Genomic DNA, 25,477 nt, shown 5'->3' on the forward strand with positions numbered 1-25,477 from the left:
AAACCGCACACCAACCACCGACAAGAAAAGAGAACAACTCATGACAACACGCAAAGACGGACGCGCACACAACGAACTACGCCCCATCACCATCACCCGCGGATGGTCACAAAACGCAGAAGGCTCAGCCCTCATCGAATGCGGAAACACCCGCGTCCTCTGCACAGCATCCTTCACCGAAGGCGTACCACGCTGGCTCAAAGGACAAGGCAAAGGATGGGTCACCGCAGAATACGCAATGCTGCCACGCGCCACCAACAGCCGTTCCACCCGCGAATCCGTCAAAGGCAAAATTGGTGGACGCACCCACGAAATCTCACGACTGATCGGACGCTCCCTACGCGCCGTCATCGACACCCAAGCACTCGGCGAAAACACCATCGTCCTCGACTGCGACGTACTCCAAGCAGACGGCGGAACACGCACCGCCGCCATCACCGGCGCATACATCGCCCTCGTACAAGCTATCGAATGGGCTAAAAAAGAACGCATTATCAACCGCAACGCACAACCCATCACCGGAAGCGTCTGCGCAACATCCGTCGGCATCATCGACGGAACACCCATGCTTGACCTACCCTACGAAGAAGACGTCCGCGCCGAAACCGACATGAACATCGTCGTCACCGGTGACGGAAAATTCATCGAAGTACAAGGAACAGCAGAAGGCGCGCCCTTCGACAGAGACGAACTTAACGCACTCCTTGACCTAGCATTAGAAGGAACAGCAGAACTCACCCGTATTCAGCGTGAAACACTAGGAGAATAAACATGCCAGCCCGCATCGTCCTCGCCTCACACAACACCGGAAAACTACGCGAACTACGAGAGATTCTGCGCGACAAAATTAGCGGACTCAACGTCGACGAAGACGTCGTCGACGCCTCAACCATAGGTGCTGTTGACGTCGTCGAAGACGGCGTAACCTTCGCAGAAAACTCCCTCAAAAAAGCGCGCGCCGTTGCAGCCGCAACAGGGCTTATCGCCATCGCCGACGACTCCGGACTAAGCGTTGACGTGCTCGGCGGTGCACCCGGTATCTTCTCGGCACGCTGGTGCGGACACCACGGCGACGACACCGCAAACCTCAACCTACTACTTGCCCAACTATCCGATATTGACGACGAACACCGTGGAGCACAATTCTGCTGTGCCGCAAGCGTCGTCACACCCACCGGCGAAGAACACGTCGAACACGGGTACATGCGCGGAACGCTACTACGCGAACCACGCGGAGAAGGAGGCTTCGGATACGACCCCATTCTCGTACCCGAAGACCTCGAAGCACCATACGTGGGGCAAAGCTGCGCAGAAATACCACGCGAGGTCAAAAACTCGATGAGTCACCGCGCTCGCGCATTTGAAGCGCTGATTCCTCACCTGATTGCACTGTTATCTGACGAACACGGTTCAGACGAACAATAGTTCTTCAGATGTTAGCGGCGTAGGAGTAAACGATGACACCACATCACGGGTATCTAGAGCAGGCACAATACCTGCCAGTGGTTCAAGCTGTGATGGCTCAAGCCGGCCTGAATATTTCACAAGATCGGTGGGATATTCGCACCAGCGGCTCCGCCCATATTGTGATTAATATGGGCGGAGAGCTGAGTATTCGCGTGGCAAAAAGTGACCAAGTTGCCCGCCATGTGGCGCGTCGTACAGAAGTGCTTCGCCGTTTACCGCACCATTTTTCTTTTGAAGTTCCTCGCCCCATTACTCGAACCATCACCCGCCAAGGCTTTACCGCAGTAGGATTACGGTGGATTAAAGGCGAACCAAGAAACCCCGGGCCTGCACCAGCAAAATATTTGGCGCAACTCGTCCGCGAAATACACCGTGTTGATTATGAGGGGATGGAACCATACCTTGATTCTGCACACCAGCACTGGGGCGGAGAAGACGGGCTGAGTGCCCTCGAACAGGATGTGCTTCCGCGTCTTCTCAAAACGAACCGTTCAACAGCGCAGAACATTATTCAACAAGTACATGACCTTCCCGAGGTTGAACCCGTACTCATCCATAATGACCTTGCAGGGCATAACATCCTCTGGAACGGGGATAAACTTACTGGCGTCATTGACTGGGACCACGCAACTCTTGCCGACCCCGCCTACGATTACGCGTCCTTAGGGAACTGGTACGGGTGGGACTGCCTCAGCTCATTCTTAGGAGAAGATGAGATTCATCGGGCACAAATTATCTCTCGTCTGGTGGCGTTAGAAGCGGTAGCATACGCCATTCATAACGGTAAAGGTGGCGGTATTATCCGTTTAGCCGTCGAAAGAGCCGACCACTGGTTACAAACGCACCGTCAAAGCCTCATACAACAGAACTAAACATCACAAAACATCAGAACCTACGTACATAGAGCCGTTCACTATGAAAATAGTGGCTTGCCGATGAGACAAACCCACAAACAAGCCACTATCAACTCAAAAATATGAGAACCGTCATCTAGCTCTTCTGCTGAACGGCAGAACCACCCAACTGGGCACACCAACGATTGAGCGCCTCATCTATCACATCAAGCACTTCAAGACGCGACGTAAATTCTGGCGAAAAAATACTTGAACCATAACCGGCGCCCAAAAGCGCGCCCGTAACCGTTGCAGAAGAATCAGACACCAACGGCACACGCACCGCATGAGCAATCGCGTCAAGAGCAGAAACTTCTTCACGATTCTCTGCAACCAAAGCAGACAACACTCCACGACCGAGCACCGCAGAAGAAACCTGCTCATGACGAAACGCCTCATCTAAAAGATGTGTTGGCACATCCTGCTCAGACAAGGCTTTTGCTTGACGTAATGCACAACGAATCTTCTCACCGTTAGAAGGAATCCCACGCTGAGGAAGAGAATCAATCCATTCCAAGACCGAAAGAACCGCCTGCCGAATAGGCTGCTCTACCACCTCACGATAGGCAATGGCATAACGAATCAACAACGTATAGGCAATAGAAGAAACTATTGTTTCGGGGTGCCCGTGGGTAAGAGCCGTAGCCCGTGCACTCAACGAAATAACAGTGCTTTCTTGCTCAAGAGGAAGAAAACCAAAAACAGCAGAAGGCGCTAACGCTCCGGTAGTTTGCTCATCGGGGCAAACATGTTTATCAAGCGTTTGCATCTGACCAGTGTTTAATGAGCGAGAAATAGCGGGGTCAAGAGTGTGAGCTTTTTGTAAAGCTGGGTGGCTATCAATCTCGCGTGGCAAAGATATTGGCGCATCAGACTCGAGGACACGTCCGGTACCGCGATACCACCGCAAATACGCTAACCACAGGCACGCTAACTCATCCGCTGAAGAACCCTCATTATTCCATTCAAGAACTTCTGTAAGAGCATCTAAAGTGAACAGGGTCAGCTGAGTATCTTGAGAAATTGTAAAGCAGGTGATGTGATGCGAGAACAATGAACGTAAAAGCTCATGACGTACAACAGCATCTTCTAAAATGTCATCTGCTGAAGAAGACTCGGGGGAGAGGACCTGCCTGCCAGCATAGTCTCCTAGAGCTGTACCCCATAAAACGCCTCGAAGAGAATCTCGATACGTAGGCGACTCGGGGCTAGGGGCAATAATACCTTCTGCAGAAATCATAACTGCCATTCTAAACTCTAGATAACTCAACAGTGAACTACTTTGAAGAAAAACTTCTGCAGTGTTAAGCGCCAATAGGTAAACTGGGGGATATGCGTATTCTGCACACCTCTGACTGGCATCTTGGACGTTCATTCCACGGGTTCTCCCTAGAAGAACACACCCAAGAACTTCTGAAAGAACTGATAGATACTATCCGCACCGAATCTATCGACGTGCTTCTTATCAGTGGAGATGTCTACGATCAGGCTCAGCCACGTGTGAATACCGTCAAAATGCTGTCGCAAACCCTCGAAACTATTAACGCTTTAGGGTGCGCTATCGTCATTTCTAGCGGTAACCACGACTCCTCTATCCGTTTAGGGTTTGGAACAAAAATTCTTGAACGCTCCGAAGTTTACATGCGCACCAGTATCGACAACATTGACCAGCCGGTCATCATCGAACGTGACAACCAAAAAGTAGCTATCTACGCCATCCCATACCTCGAACCACGAAGCGCCGGCGCACGCTTTGAGGTGGAACCAACCCACGCGCACGTTCTCGAATACGCTAGTAAACAAGCCCAAAAAAATCTACAAAAACAACAAAACATCACGGCCTCTATCATGATGGCGCACTGTTTTGTGACCAGCGCGGAACCCTCAGAATCAGAACGCAACATCCATGTGGGCGGGTTAGGCACCGTAGGCGCTCAAACCTTTGAAGGGTTCAGCTACACCGCGTTAGGGCACCTGCACCGCCCTCAAAAAATTACCGACACCATCCGTTATAGCGGATCATTATTGGCGTACTCCTACTCAGAGGAAAAACATCGTAAAGGGGCGTGGATTCTCGATATTACTGACGACGGGGCACTAAACATCCAAGAACATCACTGGCGCACAACAGTTAACCTGAAAACCCTTCGAGGCGCACTACACGAACTACTCAACAACCCCGAATACAGCGCCTACTATGAGCACTATTGCAGAATCTACATCACCGATACACCCCGCCCCACTGGTGCTCTTGAACAACTACGCCAAAAATATCAGAGTATCGCTGAGCTCCATTTTGAACCAGAACAACGCAGCGAAACAGAACCAAAAACATACCGCGAACGTATCAAAAAAAGTCACGACGTCGTTGCGACTTGCACCGAATTCTTCGAACACGTCCGACAAAATCCACTGACCGAAACAGAAAAAACATACGTCAACGGCATCGTCCAACAAACACAACGCGAACTCGAAGCGAAAGAAGGCTAACGATGAGACTGCATCGACTAGAAATGACCGCCTTTGGGCCGTTTGCGCACACCGTCAGCATCGACTACGAAAAACTTAACGAGAGCGGACTCTTCCTCCTCACAGGGCCCACCGGATCAGGAAAAACCACTATCTTTGACGCTATCTGCTTCGCCCTATACGGAAAAACCTCTAGTGCAAGAGCAGACCTCAAAAGCCACTTCGCCACACCAGAAGCCATTCCCTCCGTCGAACTAGAATGCACCATCAGCAACACTCGACTAAAAATCTGGCGTAGCCCCGAATGGCAAAACCCGCAGAAAAAAACAAAAAACCATCACCGAGTTCACGTCCAACAATTCAACACCACCACACAACAATGGGACACCCTCGCCGAACGAATCAGCGACGCCGCCACCTATATCACCGGACTCATCGGACTCGACGAAAAACAATTCACCCAAATCATGCTCCTACCACAGGGCGAATTTGCGAAGTTTCTCAACGCAAAATCAGCAGAAAGAGAAACCCTCCTCAAAAAACTATTTCCCATCGACACCTTCGAAAAAGTACAAGAACTCCTCAAAGAACAAGCACAACAAGCCAACGAACACACCACACAGATAACGGAACAACTCCGCCACCTTGAGGAACAATTCTTCAACACCTACCAACGCTGCCGTATCGAACACCTCGAAGAAGAACTCAACCACGCTGCACAAAACCTCATAGACGAACTCCCCGAAGAACAACACAACACCTACCTACAACAGCTCAAACAACTCACCCAACAACACACCCCAACCACCCTAAAAGATGACGACACATACACTCTTGACCAACGTCAAGAACACATGGAACAACACCACACCATCATCCAACGTGTACTGCCACTAGTACGCCAACTACACCAAAACATTGCAGAAGAACTAGAACGCAACCACGAACACAAAACCCAGCTCCAACGCCGTATAGAACACCACCACCACTACACCCAGCTACAAGAACAACAACAGCAACTTACCGCGCAAACCAGCCACATCAACGAACAACGCCAAAAAGTACGCCGAGCACAAGAAGCACAACAACTCCTACCGCTCTACCGTCGCTTCATCGAAACCCAACAGCAACAAGAACACAACACCCAACAGCAACAAAAACTTGCCCACCACATACAACAACTCTGCACCGAACACCACCAACACATCCACCACAACCCTCAAAGCATTGAACTGCCCCTCATCACACAACTCTACGAACACCCACTAGAACACAACACCAATCTCAAAGAATATGGTGAACAACTCCCACACCTACTCCAAACACTGCACGAACTCACACGAGAAGAAGAACAACTCAACCACGCCAAAAAACACTACCAACAGCTACTCACACGCCAAAAAACACTGAGCACGGCCCTTGAACAAAACCAACAACAACACGAAAAAACACAACAACGCTACGAAGAACTCAACGAACAATACCAACAACTAGCAGACACCGAAGAAGAACTCATACACGCCCAACAGGAATACACCCACGCACAAAACATCCTTGCCCTATCCCAAGAACACGAAAAAGAACAACAACACCTCAACAAAGAACAAGAACACTACAAAACCTACGAAACACAACGACGAAAAGACGCACAACACCTCGAAAAACTACAACAACTACGCTACAACCAAGCCGCCTATAGCCTCGCAATCAACCTCACACCCAACGAACCCTGCCCCGTCTGCGGATCCTGCGAACACCCCGCACCAGCACACCACAACACCACCGAAGAACTCGTCGAACAACGAGACATCGACCAAGCACAACAACAACTAGAACACTCCACCGAAAACACCAAAAACAGCCACCAAAACGTTCAACGTATCACCCAACACCTAGAAGAACTCACCCGCAACGGCGCACTACCCATCGACCAAGCCCACGAAAACCTCACCGCACACCGTGAACAACAACACCAAGCAGAACAACGCCACCACCAACGCAACACCCTCAAAGAACAACTCAACTCCCTAGAACACCAGCTTCAAGAACTCAAAGAACAAGCCATCCAACACCACACCAGCTACGAAGAACACCAGAAAACTCTCAACGAACAACACCAACACATCACTACCCAAGAAAACACCCTCAAACAACACCACACCAACTACACACTGAACGAAAGAATACAAAACCTCAACAAGCTCAACAGCATTCTCGACGAACTCAAAATCACCCGCGCCCACGCACAAAACATCAGCGAACAACACCAAAAAAATCAGGATGAATGGCACCAGAAACTAGAAGAATCATCCTTCACCAGCATCCAAACAATACAAGACGCCACCATCCCCACCACACAACTACAACAGTGGGAAGAAGACATCACAAACCACGACGCAAACACCCACTACATCACACAAGCGCTCACCCACGAACACATGGTTGCCGTCGCCAACGAACTAGCACAAGGACACCAACCACCAAGCCCCAAAGACCTCGAACACCAACAACACAAAACCAAAAACCTGAGCACCTATAAAGACGTCCTCCTCGGACAAACCCTCACCCTCGAACAAGCCCAAAACACCACCACCGAACTCCTCGAACAATACCGAGAACACCGTGCAACATGCGAAGAACTCACATCTCAAGCACAGATGAAACAAGAACTCGCTAAAATTGCGCACGCAACATCTACCGACAACACCCTCAAAATGCAGCTGACCACCTACATCCTTGCTGCACAACTTGAAGACATCACACAAGCAGCCAGCGAACACCTCCAAGCCATGACACACGGAAGATACCAACTCCAACACAGCGACCACAAAACACAGAGCAAATCTGGTCTAGGATTAGCCGTATACGACCACTGGCACGATAGACAACGCTCACCCGAAACGCTCTCAGGAGGAGAAACCTTCATGGCATCACTCTCCCTCGCACTCGGACTAGCAGACGTCGTACAACACCGACACGGAGGAATAGAAATAGACACCCTCTTCGTCGACGAAGGATTTGGTACCTTAGACGAAGACACTCTCAACAACGTCATGGAAACACTCGACGGACTACGCGAACAAGGACGCGTCATCGGACTCATCTCACACGTGAACGAACTCAAAACCCGAATACCTGAACACATCACCTTGGTCAGCTCACCAGAAGGGTCAGATATTGTCACCCAAATATCCTAAACAGACCGAAACACCGAGCTACACCAGAACACTACGCATACGACACTCCGTACGCTACTTACAAAACCGCCTCATCTACCTGACATCGATTGTCGGCAAAAAATTTATTATCTTCTCACTTTTTAGCCGACTACCCACCTACATGGTGGCGCTCGCAGTGCTCATTAGCATGGGAACACGCACCAGCGAAATCACACTTGGCGCGTATTCTGCGGGGCTCATCACGATGAGCTCAGCGGTGATGCAAAGAACCTATAGGCGTATAGCTCAACGTCTTGGGTACCGTTCAGTAGTGTGCATTACGGCAACATTGAACATTCCGGCGGTAGCGTTTTTGATGGTGCAAACGGTGCAATTTGCTCCCAACCGTGCCAGCGGATCCATACCTATCTTCTTGATAGCTTCTGCATTGGCAGGAGCAACCACCATACCGATAAGTGCCGCTATGCGTAGTTATTGGAGTGAACGTTATACGGCAACTCAAGACCGCCGACTCCTGAACTCTGCTATTGCTTTAGAATCTATCCTTGACGTGATTGCGTTGCCTCTGGCTGCGGCAAGTGTGGGTGCTATCGCTATTTTTTCGGGGGCGTTATCCTCGCTATATGCTGTTATCTTCATTGACGTCTTCGCAATTTTCTTTATCTTGTGGTTTCCGAAAGCTATCGTAACGCTCAAATTTTCGCACCCCTCCATTGAGACGATACCTATTCCCATCCGTAACCCGCCTCCTTTTGGTGTTTTGCCGATGCTTGGTATCGCCTGCATTGGTACAGCAATCGGCTCGACACAGACCGCGTTGGTGATTCGCGGTCTACATTCTGACACCCTCGAATTTGTGGGGTTTTATATTGGCATGATGGGAACTGCTGGCGCTTGTACCTGCGTTATTTTGACGGTTCTACGGTTACGTTTAGGCACATGGCAGGGCTGGCTCTTAGACGCTCATCTACTGTTATTGGTGGGTTTGATTCTGTCTATCCCACAATCTCAATTCTGGATTACTGTTGTTCTTGCCATCTACGGTGGACTACTTGGCGCATCACTGATGTGTATGGAGTCGATTATGACTGCTATTGCGGCGCGTGCCAACGTGGGCTTAGCCTTATCTGCCATACAAACCACTTATATTGGTGGGCTTGCTTTAGGGTATGTGTGGGCGGCAACCGTGGGTGAGAGTTTAGGGCAACAATCAGCGATGCTTATTCCGCTATTTGCTGCTGTTCTTTTTGCGCTCTTATCTCACGTATATGGTGCCAAATGGAGAGCAACCTACGAAGAACGTCTTCCACTCTTAGAAGATTTTGACCCTCCGTCGTCGACAACCTCATAAGGCTCTTCCCCTTAAAATATGGGTGTGCCCCTGCTGAGCTTTTCTGTTCGGCAGGGGCACACCCATGTTTCTTGTACTAGGAGATAGAGAAACTGCTCTAGATAATAAAGGCTTCTTCGCTTTCTTGAACGAGCGCTAACACACGTTTTTTAAAGACTCCGCTGGTAAGAGCATTGACGTGGTTACGTCCGTCTAAGATGAGCTGTTCATAGGGAACGTGGGCTTCGGTCAGAGCCTCAGTAAGCCACGAATAATCACCGGCTACGCTATCTTCACTGCCGCGCACCAGCAGAATAGGGCAGAGCGGGTGTAAAAGTGTTGGGTCAAAATCAAAAGCTAACGGCAAACATGCAAAATGTTTGAGTGATGATTCTCGTATGAGCGAATGATTAATGACGGCGGGGAATGTTGGATTAATATTTTCTTGCTCTAAGGAACCTAAAAGATATTGTGCGATGAGCGGTAGATGATCGTGCTGAGGTAGCCCACCAATACTTGTAGAGAGCACGTTATGACCTGCGTAGGAGCTAGCTTCCCATGCGATACGGGCACCAGCGCTAAACCCTACAAGGTGGGCAGGGGCGTCAAGCTCGTCAATAAATTGTGCCACGGCGTGAGCTGCTGATACGAAGAATCCGTGTTCTTCAGGTAATGGAATATCACCCGTATAGGTTAGTGATGGGTCTGGGTTTTTGAGGTCTTCATTGCGGTGATACGGCAAATCAACGATGATGCAAGGATACCCTTCAGCGGTGAACCGTTTGACCCATCCGGTGCGCACCCATAATTGTTCTCCGGTTGCGGCGAAGCCGTGTAAAAAGATGATAGGGGAACGTTCTGGGCTGTTTTGTGCAGCAGGGAATATCCGATACGAAAGAGGAGGAAAAATAGTCACCAGTCCACTGTAGTGTGCAGTGTGACTGGTGACCAAAGAAAATGAGGAAGATAACGTTTTGCCCTCGTACACCCCATCCCTCTATCAGGGTGTACGAGGGCAGAAAACAAGCACCTATTGTTGAGGTGAAGATTTCTCTTTCTCAAGTTTTTGAGCGAGCGCCTGATAATCTAAACCGTTTTGGGATAGGCGAATCGCTTTCCCCTCAGCAATAAATTTCTCTTTTGTCTCAATAATTTTGATGGCTTGAGTATTATCGCGTGGGCGAAGCTGAACGAATTCTTCTGCCGAAATACCGGCACGTAGTTCGCGCATACGCTCAATTTCTGCGTCAATTTCTGCGCCGAGAAGTAGCACATTGTTCATAATCCAGATGAATAGGAGCATGACGATGACAGCGCCGATTAGACCATAGGTGGCGTTATATTTGCCGAAGTTTGATACATAGAACGAGAACCCTAAGCCGGCGATACCCATTGAGACCAGTGCGAAGGCTGCACCAGCCGAGAAGATTCGTAGTTTGGGTTGTTTGACGTTGGGCGTGCCGTGGTAGAGCAATGCTACGAGTGCAACGGCGAGGCAGAGGATAATAGGCCAACGGAACCAGAGCCATACACTGGTGAATGCGGTGAGGTCTAGACCGGGGACGCTATCTGAGATGAAGGTGAGGACTCCACCACTCATGAGCAGCACCATGAGCATGAGAACAAGCATGAAGACGAGAATCGCGGTGACTAATAGGTTTTGAGGTCGAAGTTTCCAGATGGGTCGGCCTTCAACGACACCATAAAGCCTATTGAGTGCACGCCCAAAAGCGCCGATGTATCCGGAAGCTGTCCAGAGCGCACCGACAACACCGGTAATAAGCGCTAAACCAGCAGCACTTGATGAGGTGAGCTGAGAAATGGGTTCTTCGACGATAGAAAGAACTTCTGCTGGGGCAATATCACTAATGAAATTGATAATTGCGTGCGTGGTTTCTTGGCCACGTCCGAAAACGCCGAGGAGAGAAACTACTGCTAATAGAGCAGGGAAGATGGAAAGCACCGCATGGTAGGTGAGTGCTGCTGCCATATCGGTACAACCGTCAGTACCAAACTTGTTAAAGGCACGTTTGATGACGTACCCCCAGTTAAATTTGGTGACTTCTTTGACGGTGTAGCGTTTATGAACTTTTTCTGGTGCGGGGGCTTCTTGAGCGCGAGTGATTGTTTGTTCCTCTAAAGACATCCGAACTCCTAGTCGATGCGAATGAGTTGCTACGTAAGCTTAACATGTTTGTTCAGTGTGCTTCTAGAACTCTTGGGCTTTAGCTGTTAGCTTCCCTCAAAAATACTGGGATACTGTATTTTTATGTTGATAAGGGTTATGACAAGTGACAATAGAGTAGAAGGCGTGCAAAAAATCTTTGCACGCCTTCTACTCTGATATACATGAATCGTCTGTATCTTGTGGGTGTTAGTACGAGAGTCCTAGAACCTTTGAGGTGTGTTCTAGTACTTCGTCGGCAAGTTCTGGTGTTTCGTTGAGTCGAACGCCGAAAGCTGGAATCAGTTCACGGATACGAGACTCCCATGCTGGGAACTGTTCTTTAAAGCATCGTTGTAGGAGGTTCAACATGATGGGAACAGCTGTAGATGCTCCGGGAGAAGCACCAAGAAGCGCAGCAAGAGAGCCGTCGTGAGCAGAAATGAGTTCTGTACCAAATTGGAGGATGCCGCCTTTAGCGCTGTCACGTTTCATGACTTGTACACGCTGACCTGCTTGAATTAGTTCCCATTCGTCGGCTTGAGCTAACGGATAGTATTCGTGTAATGCGTCAATACGGCTTGACTGATTCTTTGCAAGTTCCCCTACAAGGTATTTTACGAGAGAGAGGTTATCGAGCCCTGCACGAACCATCGGGTAGAGGTTATCGGGGCGTACCGATAACGGAAGATCTAAGAACGATCCTTGTTTTAAAAAGTTTGTGCTAAAACCGGCGTAAGGCCCAAAGAGTAGGGAACGTTGCCCGCGAACATAGCGGGTGTCAAGGTGAGGCACCGACATGGGTGGGGCTCCGACAGAAGCTTGACCGTACACTTTGGCGCAATGTTCTGTTGCGGTGGCTTCGTTGGTGTTTCTTAAGAATAGGCCAGATACGGGGAACCCTCCGTAGCCTTTTCCTTCTGGGATACCAGATTTTTGGAGGAGTTTTAATGCTCCACCGCCAGCACCTAAGAACACAAAACGAGTATTAACCACAAGATGTTCTTCGGAGTTCAAACGGTTTTTGACCGTAATGTTCCATTGTCCGTTGGTGTCTTGGACGAGTTGAGTGACGTGGTGACCGTATCGTACGCTCACTCCCTGTGAGGTGAGGTAGTTGGTGAGCTGTTCGGTCAAGTACCCAAAATCGACGTCTGTTCCTTCGGGGGACCAGTTTGCTGCTACTTTTTGTTCAGCATGACGTCCTTGCATGGTCAGTGGCGCCCACTGGTGTATTTCTTGGTGGTCTGTAGAGAACTGCATTCTCTCAAAGAGTTTTTCGCGACGGAACGCCTCAAAACGTGCCTTGAGGTAGGCGCTGTGCTCTTCACCAAAGACTAAAGACATGTGCGGTACAGAGTTGATGAAGGAGGCGTCTGTGAGTTTTCCTTCTGCGACGAGCGAGGCCCATAGTTGTCGAGAAGTGTAAAACTGTTCGTTGATGCCTAATGCTTTTGCCGTAGAGACGGTACCATCTGCACCTGCTGGTGCGTAATTGAGTTCGCATAGTGCAGCATGTCCGGTGCCAGCATTATTCCACGGGCTAGAAGATTCTTGACCTACGCGGTCTAGACGCTCAAACATGATGATGTTCCATGATGGCTCTAATTCTTTGAGCAACACACCAAGGGTTGCGCTCATAATGCCACCACCGACGAGTACGACGTCAGTCGATTCTGTTGTAGCCACGGTTATTACTCCCAAGAGATGATAAGTCAATACGAGGTAAGTCTTCTTTGACTTACCACAAAGATTTTTGCGGTATCTGGTGATGCGCAAAAACCTCTGAGTTTTAGACTAACTTATTCGGCGCCTTCAACGGTGAACCCTTTTGCTTGCAACCTGAAAAAGACGCGATAATTTTTTAGGAGTGAGCCTTTGCTAAAGCAAAATTTGCGATGCCTGTGGCACTGAGCGGGTAATAATCGACGCGTGGGCCAAGCGCTACCGAAGAAATAGGGTATGCGATAGGGATTGCCGGCATTAATAATGCGATGTGCAGATTAATTTCTTGGTATGCGATACGGCGTTCGTCGATGTCGTTGATTTGGTCTGCTGCTCTCATCGCACTGAGAATTTGTGTATAGGTTATTTTTTCTCGCGGTAATTCTGCCAGTGAAGTGGTATCTGGTGCAGGGGCGTCGTCTTTTTCTGTTGTTGGAGCTTCTGTATCGTCTTTGGGTTGTTCGTCAGTTGGTGCGTCGAGTTTGTGGTTTTCGGGTGCTGATTCTTCGAGGATTTCTAATTCGCCGTCTTCGACATAGGTGGCTTCACTTTGTTCGGCTGAGTGCACGATTTCTGAGGTGGGTGCTAGGACCCTTGAGATGAAGGCGTTTGGGTCGCGGTAGGAGCCTACGAACCCTGTTAATGCTAGGGCACGTTCTGTGCTTTGCTTGCTGATAATGTCGAGGTAGCCTTCATTCCACGGCACGGGCATTGGTTTGATGTTGAGCCCGATAGAGACGAGGTTTGCTGCCAAAGACGCATAAATAGCTTCGGGGGATTCCATCGTCGCTAAAGAAACACCTGTGGGGTAGTAGAAGGTGAGTTCTTCGCCGTTGTATCCGCTTGCTTCGAGTTGTTCTTTGGCGCGGTTTTTATCGTAGTTATAGTAGGCGCGTGTGTCATCATTTTTCATCATGAATAGCGCTGGTAGGAAGTCGTTTGCGACGTTTGTTCCTTGAGGGAAATTATTGCGCACGACATCGTGACGGTCGAGGGCGTGAGCTATGGCCTGACGCATGAGCGCCTTGCTCAGAAGGGGGTGATCCGTGTTAATGCTGATATAGCAGATGGCGTAGGGGTCTCGTGGTTGGATGAGGTTGCCAGAGCGTGCTAGCGGAACATAGTTGTCGATGGCTACGAGGTCGTAGGCATCAATATCGCCGTTGCGTAGAGCATAGTAGCGTTTATCAGAATCGGAGATGGTGCTGATGATGAGCCGTTCAATAACAGGTGCTGCTCCCCAATAGGTGGGGGAAGCTTCGAGGGTTGCTGTTGAGCCGTCCCATTCTTTGAGGGTGTATGCGCCTGTTCCTACGGGTAGTTTTTTGAAATGGTATTCGTCATTGAGTGAGGCGGGGGAGGCAATGCCAAATGCTGGTTGGGTGAGCGCCTTAATAAAAGATGTTGAGGGGCGTGAAAGTGTGAAGATGATTTTTTCGTCGATGGCTTTGCAGTCTGTGACTAGAGGTGTTCTTTGGTCTGGTGCGGTGACTCCACTAAAAAGTTGCAGGTAGTCAGTGCGAGAATATGCGGTGGTGTCGGCTGCTGCGTGGACCCATCGTTGATAGTTTTTGATAACGGATTCTGCGTTAAAGGGAGACCCGTCATGGAAAGTGACGTTATCTCGTAGCGTGAAAGTGTATGTGAGCCTGTCTGAGGAGAGTTCCCATTGGGTTGCTAGAGAAGCTTCGGGTAGGCCGGTGTCGACGTTTGCTCTGAGGAGGGGCTCAAGAACTTGTGCTGAGATGCGTGCCGTTTCAAGTGTTCCGCTGGTGGCGACATCTAGTGATGGTGTGGGTGCTGCGTTTGCGAATCGAAGAGTGACCGGTTGGTGTTTGGTCGGTGTGGGTGAAGCGCTTGCATCGTGGGTGTGTGGTGTTGTGGTGTCTTTCTGCTCTTGTGCAGAGCAGGCGCTAAATGCTGTTGCGGTAGCAAAGAGTGACCCGTAGCGGAAAAGTTCGCGGCGGTTGAGACCAGAAGACACAGAAACACACTTCCCTTGTGAGCGTTAAGGTCGACGAAAGAGCTGTATTGACCTGTAGATATAGATAAAGCCCAGTATATACCGGGCTTTATCTTTTCTATGATGTTATGCAGTGCGCAAGGAGGGACTTGAACCCTCACGCCCGAAGGCACAGGAACCTAAATCCTGCGTGTCTGCCAATTTCACCACTCGCGCATGTTCAGCTGAGCGAACTCTAGAAATAGTACACGATATATTTTGGCTGTGCAAATCGGCAGAGAAAATAATGCAGAATTTTTGAGATGAGGGTGCTGGAATACGCGTTAGCTGGGGTCAATGCCGAGGTCGCGGCGCAGTTTTGCAACGTGTCCTTTAGCTCTCACATTGTATTGAGCGAGGCTGATGTTTCCGTTTTCGTCGATGACGAAGGTGCTTCGAATGAGCCCAATATAGGTTTTTCCATAGTTCTTTTTCTCGCCCCATGCACCATAAGACTCCGCTACAGTGTGGTCCTCATCTGATAGGAGTTCGAAGTTGAGTTCTTGTTTTTGGGTGAAGTTCTGGAGTACTTGAGGAGAATCGGGGGATACTCCGAGTACAACGTATCCGTGGCTTTGTAGTGAGGCGATGTTGTCACGAAAGTCGCAGGCTTGGTTGGTGCAGCCGGGAGTATTTGCTTTGGGGTAGAAATAGAGCACGACTTTTTGTCCGGAGAATTGTTCTAAGGAGACGGTTTCTCCGTTGCTGTTTTTGAGTGAGAATGCTGGTGCTGGTGTTCCAATGTCGAGGCGTTCTGTCATGATTGAATGCTCCTACTATTTATAGGGGGTGGGTGTTGTTTAGGGGTCTATCTTATCGGGTGGCAGATGTTTTGCACTAGGTGCGTGTTGGCGATTGTTTAGGGTGGGGGAGTCACTAAAACCAAACCTGTGTCCAATATGTGAAACACTTAGGTGTGATGTTCTCATCTCTTGAGGCTCTACGGTTTTTCTCGGTGTTCTGAGAGCGTTCTCAAAAACCTGAGGTTTGCTTGACGAAACTATGTGCACGGGCTGTGTATAAGGTCTGAATGTGATTATTCTTTGCTTGCCAAAGTATAGATTCCGTCAAAATATGTAAAGACTTTACCTATACTAGATACATGCCTGATATTGGTAATTGGTCAATTAATCGTTTGTTATCTACGTCCGCTCGCATGCTTGAACATAGCTGGAATAACCACCTACGCGAGTTGGGATTAACTCACGCCGGAGTTACCGCTCTTGGTGTCATTGCTCGTGAAGGAAAAACTTCACAAGTTCGTATCGCCTCCATCGTTGGGGTGCAAGCTCAAACCATGGGAAAGACTCTATCCCGTCTAGAATCTCACCACTATGTTTTTAGAGTGCGCAACGCCAACGATCGCCGCAGTTATCTTTTAGATATCACTGACGCAGGACGAGACGTGCTTGCACGCGCTGAAAAAATTGATAAGAATCTCGCCTCCTTGGGCGCATTAGCTAACCCCGAATTTCGTGAGATGCTCGTCGATATTGTACGTAAACTCTCGGAAGAAGAAGGTAACGACATCGTTCTTCACGGTGCGCAAGAAGAGCACCGCGCTGCTGTTGGACTTGCCGACTTCACCGGAGACATTGAACCTGTACAACCTGAAGGGGAAGCTCCTGTCGAGGTGTCTCAAGTTGTTGGCCCAACAACTGCGGTGCTTGATATTGTTACCCCTGAACTTCTTGACGCTGCTCGTGCTCAACGAGAACAATAAACCCCACAACTGTGTTTTGTGCAACATTGAGGGTGTAGGGTTTGCTATATCTTCATCATGTCGGATATAGTTTATTCGTTGCTTCGGCAACGAGAATGCGCCTCTAGCTCAATTGGCAGAGCAATTGACTCTTAATCAATGGGTTGTGGGTTCAAGTCCCACGGGGCGCACCACATAATATTGAGGGTCTGACTCGAACGAGTCAGACCCTCAATGCTTTAACACTGACTCGCCCGATACTCGGTGTGCCGTATATCTCTTGTCTGAAAATTTGCGTCTTCCTCCTCACCGAGGTATAGTTTTTATTCGTTGCTTCGGCAACAAGAATGCGCCTCTAGCTCAATTGGCAGAGCAATTGACTCTTAATCAATGGGTTGTGGGTTCAAGTCCCACGGGGCGCACCACACGAAAAGGGTGGTTACCAACAAAAACGGTAACCACCCTTTTCTACATCTGTAGAGCGTATCAACACGCAGAAAACATCAAAAAATATTAGTCCTCAAGCCACGACTCACTCAGAAAATTCTGAAAATCAAGAATGTCACTAGACTGCTCTAATACACCCGAACCATTCTCTAAAACAATCTCAATACTCTGAGGAATCGTCAAAATAAAAGACGTACCCGTCGTAGACTCCAAACCAAAAGTATCTTCATTCAAACTATAGGCACGAATCGCGTTCGTATTATCAATAGAGGTAGGAGTCCCCGCCGGTGAAGCCTGCGGCAAAAGTACGGGAGCCACAATGACCTCTCGCGGAGTATCACGATACCCAATAATGAAATACTCTTGAGAATCCTGCTGCTGAATAGCAATATCAGGATTGCGATACAACGCATGACCTGTAGCAAAAATAAGGTTATAAGCACCATAGTTGATAATCTGCTCATCAAATACTGGGTGCAAAGCTGCCGTAATGAACTCGCTAGAAAGCGTATGTGTGGTCATGAACCCCAGTCTAGGGTAAACGCCCCTCTAACGCGACTATTAAAACATTATTGATGTTTTGCACGTCATATTTAACATAAGGTCACGCTCGTTAAAAGACGACATAAACCGCACATAACCCGCCCAAAAAGACGAAAGACCTCACAATAACGTGTCGGATGATGAGATGTCTTTGACTTTTACCGCCCATCACGACAAATATTATAGCTATGCAAATGCAACGCAGTTCACAACACATTATTAGCCTTCTAGTCGTCAGATAGGGCGCGCTAGCCTAGGCAAAACTTTGTTGTGTTCCATGCATGCGTACCCTTCGCTCCACTCAGGCGGAGGGTTTTTTCGTATCAGGAAAACACCAAAACCTCCTACGAACATGATCGGCAGACACACCCGTCAACGACCATGAAAAGCATCACCACCACTAAAACGTCAAAGGGCAAAAGAAAATGACCACGGGTCCATCGATGACACCAGCTGTACTCGCTCAAAACGTTGGCAAACACAACGACAGCACCGCAACCGAAACCCACACCGAACGCATGACCGGTTCACAAGCGATCATCCGCAGCCTCGAAAAACTCGGCGTAACCGACATCTTCGGCCTACCCGGAGGAGCCATCCTCCCCACCTACGACCCACTCTTTGACTCCACCCAAATTCGCCACATCCTCGTACGCCACGAACAAGGCGCAGGACACGCAGCCCAAGGATACGCACTATCCACCGGAAAAGTAGGAGTCTGCCTCGCCACCTCAGGCCCCGGAGCCACCAACCTCCTCACACCCATCGCCGACGCAAACATGGACTCCGTACCCATCGTCGCCATCACCGGACAAGTCTCAAGCTCCGTCATCGGCACCGACGCCTTCCAAGAAGCAGACATCGTCGGCATGACCATGCCCATCACCAAACACAGCTTTATGGTCCGTGACCCCCAAGAAATCCCACGCTGTATCGCCACCGCCTTCCACATCGCCTCCACCGGACGCCCCGGCCCCGTGCTCGTAGACATCACCAAAGACGCACAACAAGGCATGATGGACTTCTCATGGCCACCCACCATCGAAATCCGCGGATACACACCCGTCACCCGCGGACACTCCAAACAAATCCGTGAAGCAGCAAAACTGCTCGCACAAGCACAACGCCCCGTACTCTACGTCGGCGGGGGAATGGTACGCGCCAACGCACCAGAAGAACTAAAACGCCTCGCACAAAACACCCACGCACCCGTCGTCACCACACTCACCGCACGCGGCGCATACCCCGACTCCGACCCACAAAACCTCGGAATGCCCGGTATGCACGGCACCGTACCAGCAGTCACCGCACTCCAAAAAGCTGACGTACTGCTCTCACTCGGAGCACGCTTCGACGACCGCGTCACCGGCGTCCTCTCATCCTTCGCACCCGAAGCGAAAGTCATTCACATCGACATCGACCCCGCCGAAATCTCAAAAATTCGTTACGCAGACGTACCCATCGTAGGAGACCTCGCACAAGTACTACCCGAACTCAACAGCCTCCTCGAAACCGACTACGCAACAGAACTCAGCCCACTCGAACCATGGTGGCAAACCCTCAACGCCCTCAAAGAAAACTACCCGCTGGGATACACCACCACCGACGACGGACTCGGCTCACCCCAATACGCCATCGAACGCATCTCAGCGCTGAGCGGCCCCGACGCCTACTATGTTGCCGGCGTTGGACAACACCAAATGTGGAGCGCCCACTTCCTCAAACACGAAAAACCACGCCACTTCATCAACTCGGCAGGACTCGGCACCATGGGCTACTCCGTGCCCGCCGCCATGGGCGTACAAGTCGCACACCCCGACGCAATCGTCTGGTCCATCGACGGAGACGGCTGCTTCCAAATGACCAACCAAGAACTAGCCACCTGCGCACAAAACAACATCCCCATCAAAGTTGCCATCATCAACAACTCCTCACTGGGCATGGTACGCCAATGGCAAAACCTCTTCTACGACGGACGCTACTCACACACCCACCTCAACACAGGAGCCGGCACCGTACGCATCCCAGACTTCGTCAAACTAGCAGAAGCCTACGGTTGCGTCGGACTACGCTGCGAATCAGACGCCGACGTTGACGCAACCATCCAACAAGCACTAGCTATCAACGACCGCCCCGTCGTCGTAGACTTTACCGTCAGCCCCGACGCCATGGTCTGGCCCATGGTGCCCACCGGAGTCTCCAACGACCTCATCCAAATCGCCAAAGACACCTCACCCATCTTTGAAAGAGAGGACTAAGCCATGAGTCGCCACACTTTCTCCGTCTTAGTCGAAGACAAACCCGGCGTGCTGGCACGAGTCTCCGGACTCTTCGCCCGAAGAATGTTCAACATTGAGTCCCTCGCCGTCGGTAATACAGAAGTTCCCGGCATCTCACGTATTACCATTGTGGTAGACGCCGAAGGAAACCTATTAGAGCAAGTGACCAAACAGCTCAATAAACTCATTCACGTCCTCAAAATTGTTGAACTCACACCAGAAACCTCAGTGCAACGAGACCACATCATGGTCAAAGTTAAAGCTGACGCACAAACACGTCTGCAAGTCACCCAAGCAGCAGACCTCTTCCGCGCCCAAGTGGTTGACGTCTCTACAGAGTCCGTCATCATCGAAGCAACCGGATCCGCCGAAAAGCTCAGCGCCCTACTCGACGTGCTAGAACCCTTCGGAATCCGAGAAATTATCCGAGCCGGAACACTCGGACTCGCACGTGGGCCACGTTCCATGAGCGAAAAAGCCCTCAGAAGCTAAACCGCTCACCACCACAGGGGCACCCCAACACGGGCACACCCCGACACAAATTTTTAGATATGACTGCTCAACACCAGAACAGTCACCACACACTAACACCAAGGAGAACACCTCTCATGGCAGCAAAAATCTTCTACAACGATGACGCAGACCTATCCATCATCCAAGGACGCTCCGTCGCCATCATCGGCTACGGCTCCCAAGGCCAAGCACACGCACAAAACCTGCGCGACTCCGGCGTCGACGTACGCATCGGCCTAGCAGAAGGCTCCAAATCACGAGCCAAAGCAGAAGCAGAAGGCTTCACCGTCATGACCGTTGCAGAAGCAACCGCAGACGCAGACGTCATCATGATCCTCACCCCAGACCAAGTACAAGCACAGGTCTACACCCAAGACATCGAACCCAACCTTGAAGAAGGCGACGCACTCTTCTTCGCACACGGATTCAACATCCGATTCGGCTACATCCAAGCACCACAAGGCGTCGACGTCGCCATGGTCGCACCCAAAGGCCCCGGCCACACCGTACGCCGCGAATACGAAACCGGACGTGGCGTACCAGCACTCGTAGCCGTTGAAGTCAACGCATCCGGAACCGCCCAAGAACTAGCACTATCCTACGCAAAAGGCCTCGGCGCAACCCGTGCAGGCGTCATCGAAACCACCTTCACCGAAGAAACCGAAACCGACCTCTTCGGCGAACAAGCAGTACTCTGCGGCGGCGTATCACAACTGATCCAATACGGTTTTGAAACCCTCACCGAAGCCGGATACCAACCAGAAATCGCCTACTTTGAGGTCTGCCACGAACTCAAACTCATCGTTGACCTCATCAACGAAGGCGGAATCACCAAACAACGCTGGTCCTGCTCCGACACCGCAGAATACGGCGACTACGTCTCCGGCCCACGCGTCGTCACACCAGAAACCAAAGAACACATGAAAGCAGTGCTCAACGACATCCAAAACGGAACCTTCGCACAACGCTTCATGGACGACCAAGCCAACGGCGCACAAGAATTCCTCGAACTACGTGCCAAAGGCGAAGCTCACCCCATCGAAGCAACCGGACGTGAACTACGCAAACTCTTCTCATGGAACAAAGTCCAAGACGACTACACCGACGGAAGCACCCAACGCTAACACACCATAAACACCCCAAAAAGTAGAGCCGATGAGAGCCACCGCCCTCATCGGCTCTACTCATGGTCTTGGCAACATCCCACGTAACGGCTAAGACACAGTAGCACCATCAAGAAACTCAACGGTAAGATAGTCTACTAACCGGCGCTGTTGGCCGTCAGGGTGAACTGACAGCACCGCCTCCACAACAAAATGAGCGCAAAAGCTCACCAACATACCATGAGCGTTACCGCCGTATCGGGTGAACGGTACCGCCCCTTCAAGACTGCCTTGAATACCCCTTAAGGAACATTTTCGTGACTCATAAACCCGTCGTTCTCATCGCAGAAGAACTCTCCCCAGCAACCATCGAAGCACTCGGCCCCGACTTCGACATCCGAACCGTCGATGGAACCAACCGCCCTGAACTACTCAAAGCACTAGCCGACGTTGACTCCATCCTCATCCGCTCAGCAACCCACGTCGACGCCGAAGCCATCGCCGCCGGAAAACACCTCAAAGTGATTGCACGCGCCGGAGTAGGACTCGACAACGTCGACATCAAAGCAGCAACAGCCGCCGGCGTAATGGTCGTCAACGCACCCACCTCAAACGTCATCTCCGCCGCAGAACTCACCGTCGGACACATCCTCGGACTAGCACGTAACATCGCACCAGCATCTGCCTCCATGAAAGAAGGCCAATGGAAGCGCTCGCAATATGCTGGTGTAGAACTTTACGAAAAGACTATTGGCATTATTGGTTTGGGACGTATCGGCAGTCTCGTTGCAGAACGTCTTAAAGGTTTTGGTACCGAATTAATCGCGTACGATCCGTTTGTGACCTCTTCTCGTGCAGCAACCATGGGTGTTGAACTCGTTGAGCTAGATGAACTATTAGAGCGTGCTGACTTTTTGACGATTCACATGCCACGTACACCAGAGACTATGGGCATGATTAATGAGCAGTCTTTTAAGAAGATGAAGAACACCGCCTACGTCATTAACGTTGCTCGTGGTGGGCTTATTGATGAGGCTGCGTTAGATACTGCGTTGCGTTCTGGCCAGATTGCTGGTGCCGCTATTGACGTGTTCGTGAAAGAACCTGCAAAGAACGTTCCGTTTATTGAGCTGCCGAACGTGGTGTGTACTCCGCATTTGGGTGCGTCTACTGCGGAGGCTCAAGAAAAAGCTGGTGTGTCGGTGGCTCGTTCGGTGCGTCTTGCTCTTGAAGGTGACCTTGTGCCTGACGCTGTTAACGTTGCCGGTGGCGCTATCGATAAGGATGTGCGCCCAGGTGTGCCTTTGGCTGAGAAGCTTGGGCGTATTGTGACGGCGCTTAGCAGTGGTGAGGCGATGACTCATGTTGAGGTTAAGGTTGCTGGAGAAATTGCTACAAAAGATGTGACTTCGTTGAAGCTTTCGGCGTTGAAGGGTGTCTTCACTGATGTTGTTTCGGAGAAGGTGTCTTATGTGAATGCGCCGATGATTGCTCAACAACGTGGTATTGAGGTGGAGCTTACTACTACTGAGGAGACAGAATACTTCCGTAATGAGACGATTCTTTCGGCGGTACTTGCATCAGGTAGCACTGTTAAAGTTTCGGGTACGGTTACTGGTCCTAAACTTGTTGAGAAGCTGACAAATATTGGTGGCTATGACCTTGAGATTCCGATTACGGATTATATGCTCATCCTTGAGTATGAAGATCGCCCGGGCATGATTGCTGCGATGGGTACGCTTTTGGGTACGGCGTCAATCAATATTGCTGGTATGCAGGTCTCTCGCGGGGATAAGGGCGATCAGGCGGTGGCTGTGTTGGCGCTTGATTCTGCTCCTAGTGCAGAAGTGGTCAATAGCATTAAGAATATTGTGAATGCTTCACGTGCTGCGTGTGTGAACCTTGCACAATAGCTAAGCGTTAGCAGTAGAAGGGGTGGGCACCATTTTGGGTGTTCACCCCTTCTTTGTGTTGGTGGTGCTGTTGTATATTGATGTGAATTATGGGCTATTTATGGATAAAGACTGTGAAAAGTTCCGTTTTATCTGTAGCGCCATATAAAGTAATGGGTATGAGTTCAACCCCGTATTACATCACCACTGCTATTGCTTACCCGAATGGTGACCCTCATATTGGTCACGCATACGAACATATTGCCACTGACGCCATGGCGCGTTTTAAACGTCTTGACGGTTATGACGTCCGTTTTTTGACTGGTACTGATGAGCACGGTCAGAAGATGCAGACTACTGCAGCTAAGCTTGGTATGAGCGCTAAAGAGCTTGCTGATCAGAACGCTATTCGTTTCCGTGCGATGGACGATATGATGGGCGTTTCGTATGACCGTTATATTCGTACTACTGACGCAGACCATTATGAGGCTTCACAGGCTATTTGGAAGCGTATGGAAGCAAATGGCGATATTTATCTTGATAAATATGCTGGCTGGTATTCTGTGCGTGATGAAGCCTATTATGCGGAGGACGAGACGGAGCTTCGTGACGGTCAGCGTTATGCGAAGACGACTGGCACTGAGGTGGAGTGGACGGAAGAAGAGTCGTATTTCTTCCGATTGTCTAAGTATCAGGATCGTTTGCTTGAACTATATGAGAATGAAGGTTTTATTTATCCTGAGACTCGTCGTAATGAGCTAGCAAGCTTTATTCGTGGGGGATTGAACGATCTTTCTATTTCTCGCACAACTTTTGACTGGGGTGTTCCTGTCCCCGGTAATGATCGACATGTGATGTATGTGTGGGTTGACGCTCTCACCAACTATTTGACAGGTGTAGGCTTCCCCGACGTTGATAGCGAGATGTTCACAAAGTATTGGCCTGCTAACGTTCACATGATTGGTAAGGACATTTCTCGTTTCCACGCTATTTATTGGCCTGCTTTCTTGTGGTCTGCTGGTATTGAGCTACCACAGCGTGTCTTTGCGCACGGGTTCTTGCTCGTTGATGGTGAGAAAATGTCGAAGTCTGTTGGTAACGTGGTTGGCCCTGCTGATTTGGTGAAGACGTTTGGTCTTGACCCGTTCCGTTTCTTCTTGTTGCGTGAGGTGTCTTTCGGTCAGGACGGCTCGTATTCTCCTGAGGCTATTAAGAACCGTATTAACGCTGATTTGGCGAATGATTTAGGAAACTTGGCGCAGCGTTCTTTGTCGATGATTGCAAAGAATTGTGGCGGTTGTGTTCCTGAATTTGGTGAGTTCTCGGATACTGACCAGAAGATGCTTGATGATGCTGCTGCTTTATATGAGAGTGTGCGTGCTGATTTTGAGGAGCAGGCTTTCCACCGTGCGTTGGAGAGTATCTGGAAAGTTGTTGCTGATTGTAACCGTTATTTCACTGCTGAAGAGCCGTGGAAGTTGAAGAAGACTGACCCGCAACGCATGAACACTGTTTTGTATGTGACAGCTGAGACGTTGCGTCGTGTGGCGTTGTTGGTTCAGCCGGTGATGCCAGAGTCGATGTCTAAAATGCTTGACCTTTTGGGTGTTGCCGAGTCGGAGCGTACTTTTAGTTTCTTTGATCAGGTGCTGGTTGCTGGTGCTCAGTTGCCGAAGCCTTCTCCTGTGTTCCCTCGTTATGAGGACGATAAAGAGTAAAGTGCTGGCAATAGAAAGCTCGTAGAAAGTATGGTGTCTCTCATGTTCTAG

General features: G+C 50.1%; 19 protein-coding genes and 3 tRNA genes. 14 read left to right on the forward strand and 8 right to left on the reverse strand.

The features are described from left to right. The first annotated feature begins 40 nt into the window (after positions 1 to 40). From rph to ACN081_RS03310, 3 genes are read left to right on the forward strand one after another with little or no spacing between them, the layout of a single operon-like run. Entirely contained in the window at positions 41 to 769 is a 729-nt protein-coding gene (gene rph, locus ACN081_RS03300; protein ID WP_419101453.1) for a ribonuclease PH, read from the forward strand. Between the two features lie 2 nt (positions 770 to 771). Then, on the forward strand, positions 772 to 1,425 hold the full coding sequence (gene rdgB / locus ACN081_RS03305; protein WP_419106943.1) for an RdgB/HAM1 family non-canonical purine NTP pyrophosphatase: 654 nt from the start codon (positions 772 to 774) through the stop codon (positions 1,423 to 1,425). A gap of 32 nt (positions 1,426 to 1,457) precedes the next feature. Continuing rightward, a complete protein-coding gene (locus tag ACN081_RS03310) occupies positions 1,458 to 2,339 on the forward strand; it encodes a phosphotransferase (RefSeq protein ID WP_419106944.1) in 882 nt (293 codons plus the stop codon). Positions 2,340 to 2,457: 118 nt separating this feature from the next. Here ACN081_RS03310 and ACN081_RS03315 read toward each other — a convergent pair whose 3' ends face one another. Then, positions 2,458 to 3,600, reverse strand: a complete 1,143-nt coding sequence (locus ACN081_RS03315; protein ID WP_419106945.1) for an ADP-ribosylglycohydrolase family protein — start codon at positions 3,598 to 3,600, stop codon at positions 2,458 to 2,460. Positions 3,601 to 3,692: 92 nt separating this feature from the next. Between ACN081_RS03315 and ACN081_RS03320 the strand changes: the two genes are divergently transcribed. From ACN081_RS03320 to ACN081_RS03330, 3 genes are read left to right on the forward strand one after another with little or no spacing between them, the layout of a single operon-like run. Further along, positions 3,693 to 4,850 carry a metallophosphoesterase family protein gene (locus ACN081_RS03320; protein WP_419106946.1) on the forward strand — a complete coding sequence of 386 codons (1,158 nt, stop codon included), beginning with the start codon at positions 3,693 to 3,695 and terminating at the stop codon, positions 4,848 to 4,850. A 2-nt stretch (positions 4,851 to 4,852) separates the two neighbouring features. Beyond that, a complete protein-coding gene (locus ACN081_RS03325) occupies positions 4,853 to 8,026 on the forward strand; it encodes an AAA family ATPase (RefSeq protein WP_419106947.1) in 3,174 nt (1,057 codons plus the stop codon). Further along, entirely contained in the window at positions 8,007 to 9,359 is a 1,353-nt protein-coding gene (locus ACN081_RS03330) for a hypothetical protein (protein ID WP_419103888.1), read from the forward strand. Before ACN081_RS03325 ends, ACN081_RS03330 begins: the two co-directional genes overlap by 20 nt. A 97-nt stretch (positions 9,360 to 9,456) precedes the next feature. Here ACN081_RS03330 and ACN081_RS03335 read toward each other — a convergent pair whose 3' ends face one another. The 6 genes from ACN081_RS03335 to bcp form a co-directional block, all read right to left on the reverse strand. After that, a complete protein-coding gene (locus ACN081_RS03335; RefSeq protein ID WP_419106948.1) occupies positions 9,457 to 10,254 on the reverse strand; it encodes an alpha/beta fold hydrolase in 798 nt (265 codons plus the stop codon). A gap of 114 nt (positions 10,255 to 10,368) precedes the next feature. Then, a complete protein-coding gene (locus tag ACN081_RS03340) occupies positions 10,369 to 11,484 on the reverse strand; it encodes a YihY/virulence factor BrkB family protein (protein WP_419106949.1) in 1,116 nt (371 codons plus the stop codon). Positions 11,485 to 11,712: 228 nt separating this feature from the next. Beyond that, positions 11,713 to 13,197 carry a malate:quinone oxidoreductase gene (locus ACN081_RS03345; RefSeq protein WP_419107006.1) on the reverse strand — a complete coding sequence of 495 codons (1,485 nt, stop codon included), beginning with the start codon at positions 13,195 to 13,197 and terminating at the stop codon, positions 11,713 to 11,715. Between the two features lie 169 nt (positions 13,198 to 13,366). Next, positions 13,367 to 15,211, reverse strand: coding sequence for an ABC transporter substrate-binding protein (locus ACN081_RS03350; RefSeq protein WP_419106950.1), 1,845 nt, complete (start codon positions 15,209 to 15,211; stop codon positions 13,367 to 13,369). A 113-nt stretch (positions 15,212 to 15,324) separates the two neighbouring features. Further along, a tRNA-Leu gene (locus tag ACN081_RS03355) sits at positions 15,325 to 15,406 on the reverse strand. A 107-nt stretch (positions 15,407 to 15,513) separates the two neighbouring features. Beyond that, complete coding sequence (gene bcp / locus ACN081_RS03360) at positions 15,514 to 15,990, reverse strand: thioredoxin-dependent thiol peroxidase (RefSeq protein WP_419106951.1); 477 nt, start codon at positions 15,988 to 15,990, stop codon at positions 15,514 to 15,516. A 341-nt stretch (positions 15,991 to 16,331) separates the two neighbouring features. Between bcp and ACN081_RS03365 the strand changes: the two genes are divergently transcribed. The 3 genes from ACN081_RS03365 (at position 16,332) to ACN081_RS03375 (ending at position 17,356) form a co-directional block, all read left to right on the forward strand. Then, positions 16,332 to 16,952 carry a MarR family winged helix-turn-helix transcriptional regulator gene (locus ACN081_RS03365; protein ID WP_419106952.1) on the forward strand — a complete coding sequence of 207 codons (621 nt, stop codon included), beginning with the start codon at positions 16,332 to 16,334 and terminating at the stop codon, positions 16,950 to 16,952. Positions 16,953 to 17,049: 97 nt separating this feature from the next. Then, a tRNA-Lys gene (locus ACN081_RS03370) sits at positions 17,050 to 17,125 on the forward strand. A gap of 155 nt (positions 17,126 to 17,280) precedes the next feature. Next, a tRNA-Lys gene (locus ACN081_RS03375) sits at positions 17,281 to 17,356 on the forward strand. An 88-nt stretch (positions 17,357 to 17,444) separates the two neighbouring features. Here ACN081_RS03375 and ACN081_RS03380 read toward each other — a convergent pair. Continuing rightward, complete coding sequence (locus tag ACN081_RS03380) at positions 17,445 to 17,900, reverse strand: hypothetical protein (RefSeq protein ID WP_419106953.1); 456 nt, start codon at positions 17,898 to 17,900, stop codon at positions 17,445 to 17,447. 446 nt (positions 17,901 to 18,346) lie between these two features. On the opposite strand from ACN081_RS03380, the gene ACN081_RS03385 reads away from it, so the two are divergent. The 5 genes from ACN081_RS03385 (at position 18,347) to metG (ending at position 25,426) form a co-directional block, all read left to right on the forward strand. Then, a complete protein-coding gene (locus tag ACN081_RS03385; RefSeq protein WP_419106954.1) occupies positions 18,347 to 20,179 on the forward strand; it encodes an acetolactate synthase large subunit in 1,833 nt (610 codons plus the stop codon). 3 nt (positions 20,180 to 20,182) lie between these two features. Further along, positions 20,183 to 20,692: an acetolactate synthase small subunit gene (ilvN, locus tag ACN081_RS03390; protein WP_419103880.1), complete on the forward strand. Its 510-nt coding sequence runs from the start codon at positions 20,183 to 20,185 to the stop codon at positions 20,690 to 20,692. Positions 20,693 to 20,808: 116 nt separating this feature from the next. Then, entirely contained in the window at positions 20,809 to 21,837 is a 1,029-nt protein-coding gene (ilvC, locus tag ACN081_RS03395) for a ketol-acid reductoisomerase (protein ID WP_419105967.1), read from the forward strand. A gap of 296 nt (positions 21,838 to 22,133) precedes the next feature. Continuing rightward, complete coding sequence (gene serA, locus ACN081_RS03400) at positions 22,134 to 23,729, forward strand: phosphoglycerate dehydrogenase (RefSeq protein ID WP_419106955.1); 1,596 nt, start codon at positions 22,134 to 22,136, stop codon at positions 23,727 to 23,729. Between the two features lie 158 nt (positions 23,730 to 23,887). Next, a complete protein-coding gene (gene metG / locus ACN081_RS03405; RefSeq protein ID WP_419106956.1) occupies positions 23,888 to 25,426 on the forward strand; it encodes a methionine--tRNA ligase in 1,539 nt (512 codons plus the stop codon). The last annotated feature ends 51 nt before the right edge of the window (positions 25,427 to 25,477 follow it).

Origin of the sequence: Rothia sp. P13129 (assembly GCF_048512865.1) — a bacterium.
In the GTDB taxonomy this organism is placed as follows: domain Bacteria; phylum Actinomycetota; class Actinomycetes; order Actinomycetales; family Micrococcaceae; genus Rothia.

Excerpts from the sequence above, each read along its gene's own strand:
- rph (WP_419101453.1), top strand. The coding sequence starts at position 41 with ATGACAACACGCAAAGACGGACGCGCACACAACGAACTACGCCCCATC.
- rdgB (WP_419106943.1), top strand. The coding sequence starts at position 772 with ATGCCAGCCCGCATCGTCCTCGCCTCACACAACACCGGAAAACTACGC.
- ACN081_RS03310 (WP_419106944.1), top strand. The coding sequence starts at position 1,458 with ATGACACCACATCACGGGTATCTAGAGCAGGCACAATACCTGCCAGTG.
- ACN081_RS03315 (WP_419106945.1), bottom strand. The coding sequence starts at position 3,600 with ATGATTTCTGCAGAAGGTATTATTGCCCCTAGCCCCGAGTCGCCTACG.
- ACN081_RS03320 (WP_419106946.1), top strand. The coding sequence starts at position 3,693 with ATGCGTATTCTGCACACCTCTGACTGGCATCTTGGACGTTCATTCCAC.
- ACN081_RS03325 (WP_419106947.1), top strand. The coding sequence starts at position 4,853 with ATGAGACTGCATCGACTAGAAATGACCGCCTTTGGGCCGTTTGCGCAC.
- ACN081_RS03340 (WP_419106949.1), bottom strand. The coding sequence starts at position 11,484 with ATGTCTTTAGAGGAACAAACAATCACTCGCGCTCAAGAAGCCCCCGCA.
- bcp (WP_419106951.1), bottom strand. The coding sequence starts at position 15,990 with ATGACAGAACGCCTCGACATTGGAACACCAGCACCAGCATTCTCACTC.
- ACN081_RS03365 (WP_419106952.1), top strand. The coding sequence starts at position 16,332 with ATGCCTGATATTGGTAATTGGTCAATTAATCGTTTGTTATCTACGTCC.
- ACN081_RS03380 (WP_419106953.1), bottom strand. The coding sequence starts at position 17,900 with ATGACCACACATACGCTTTCTAGCGAGTTCATTACGGCAGCTTTGCAC.
- ACN081_RS03385 (WP_419106954.1), top strand. The coding sequence starts at position 18,347 with ATGACCACGGGTCCATCGATGACACCAGCTGTACTCGCTCAAAACGTT.
- ilvN (WP_419103880.1), top strand. The coding sequence starts at position 20,183 with ATGAGTCGCCACACTTTCTCCGTCTTAGTCGAAGACAAACCCGGCGTG.
- ilvC (WP_419105967.1), top strand. The coding sequence starts at position 20,809 with ATGGCAGCAAAAATCTTCTACAACGATGACGCAGACCTATCCATCATC.
- metG (WP_419106956.1), top strand. The coding sequence starts at position 23,888 with ATGAGTTCAACCCCGTATTACATCACCACTGCTATTGCTTACCCGAAT.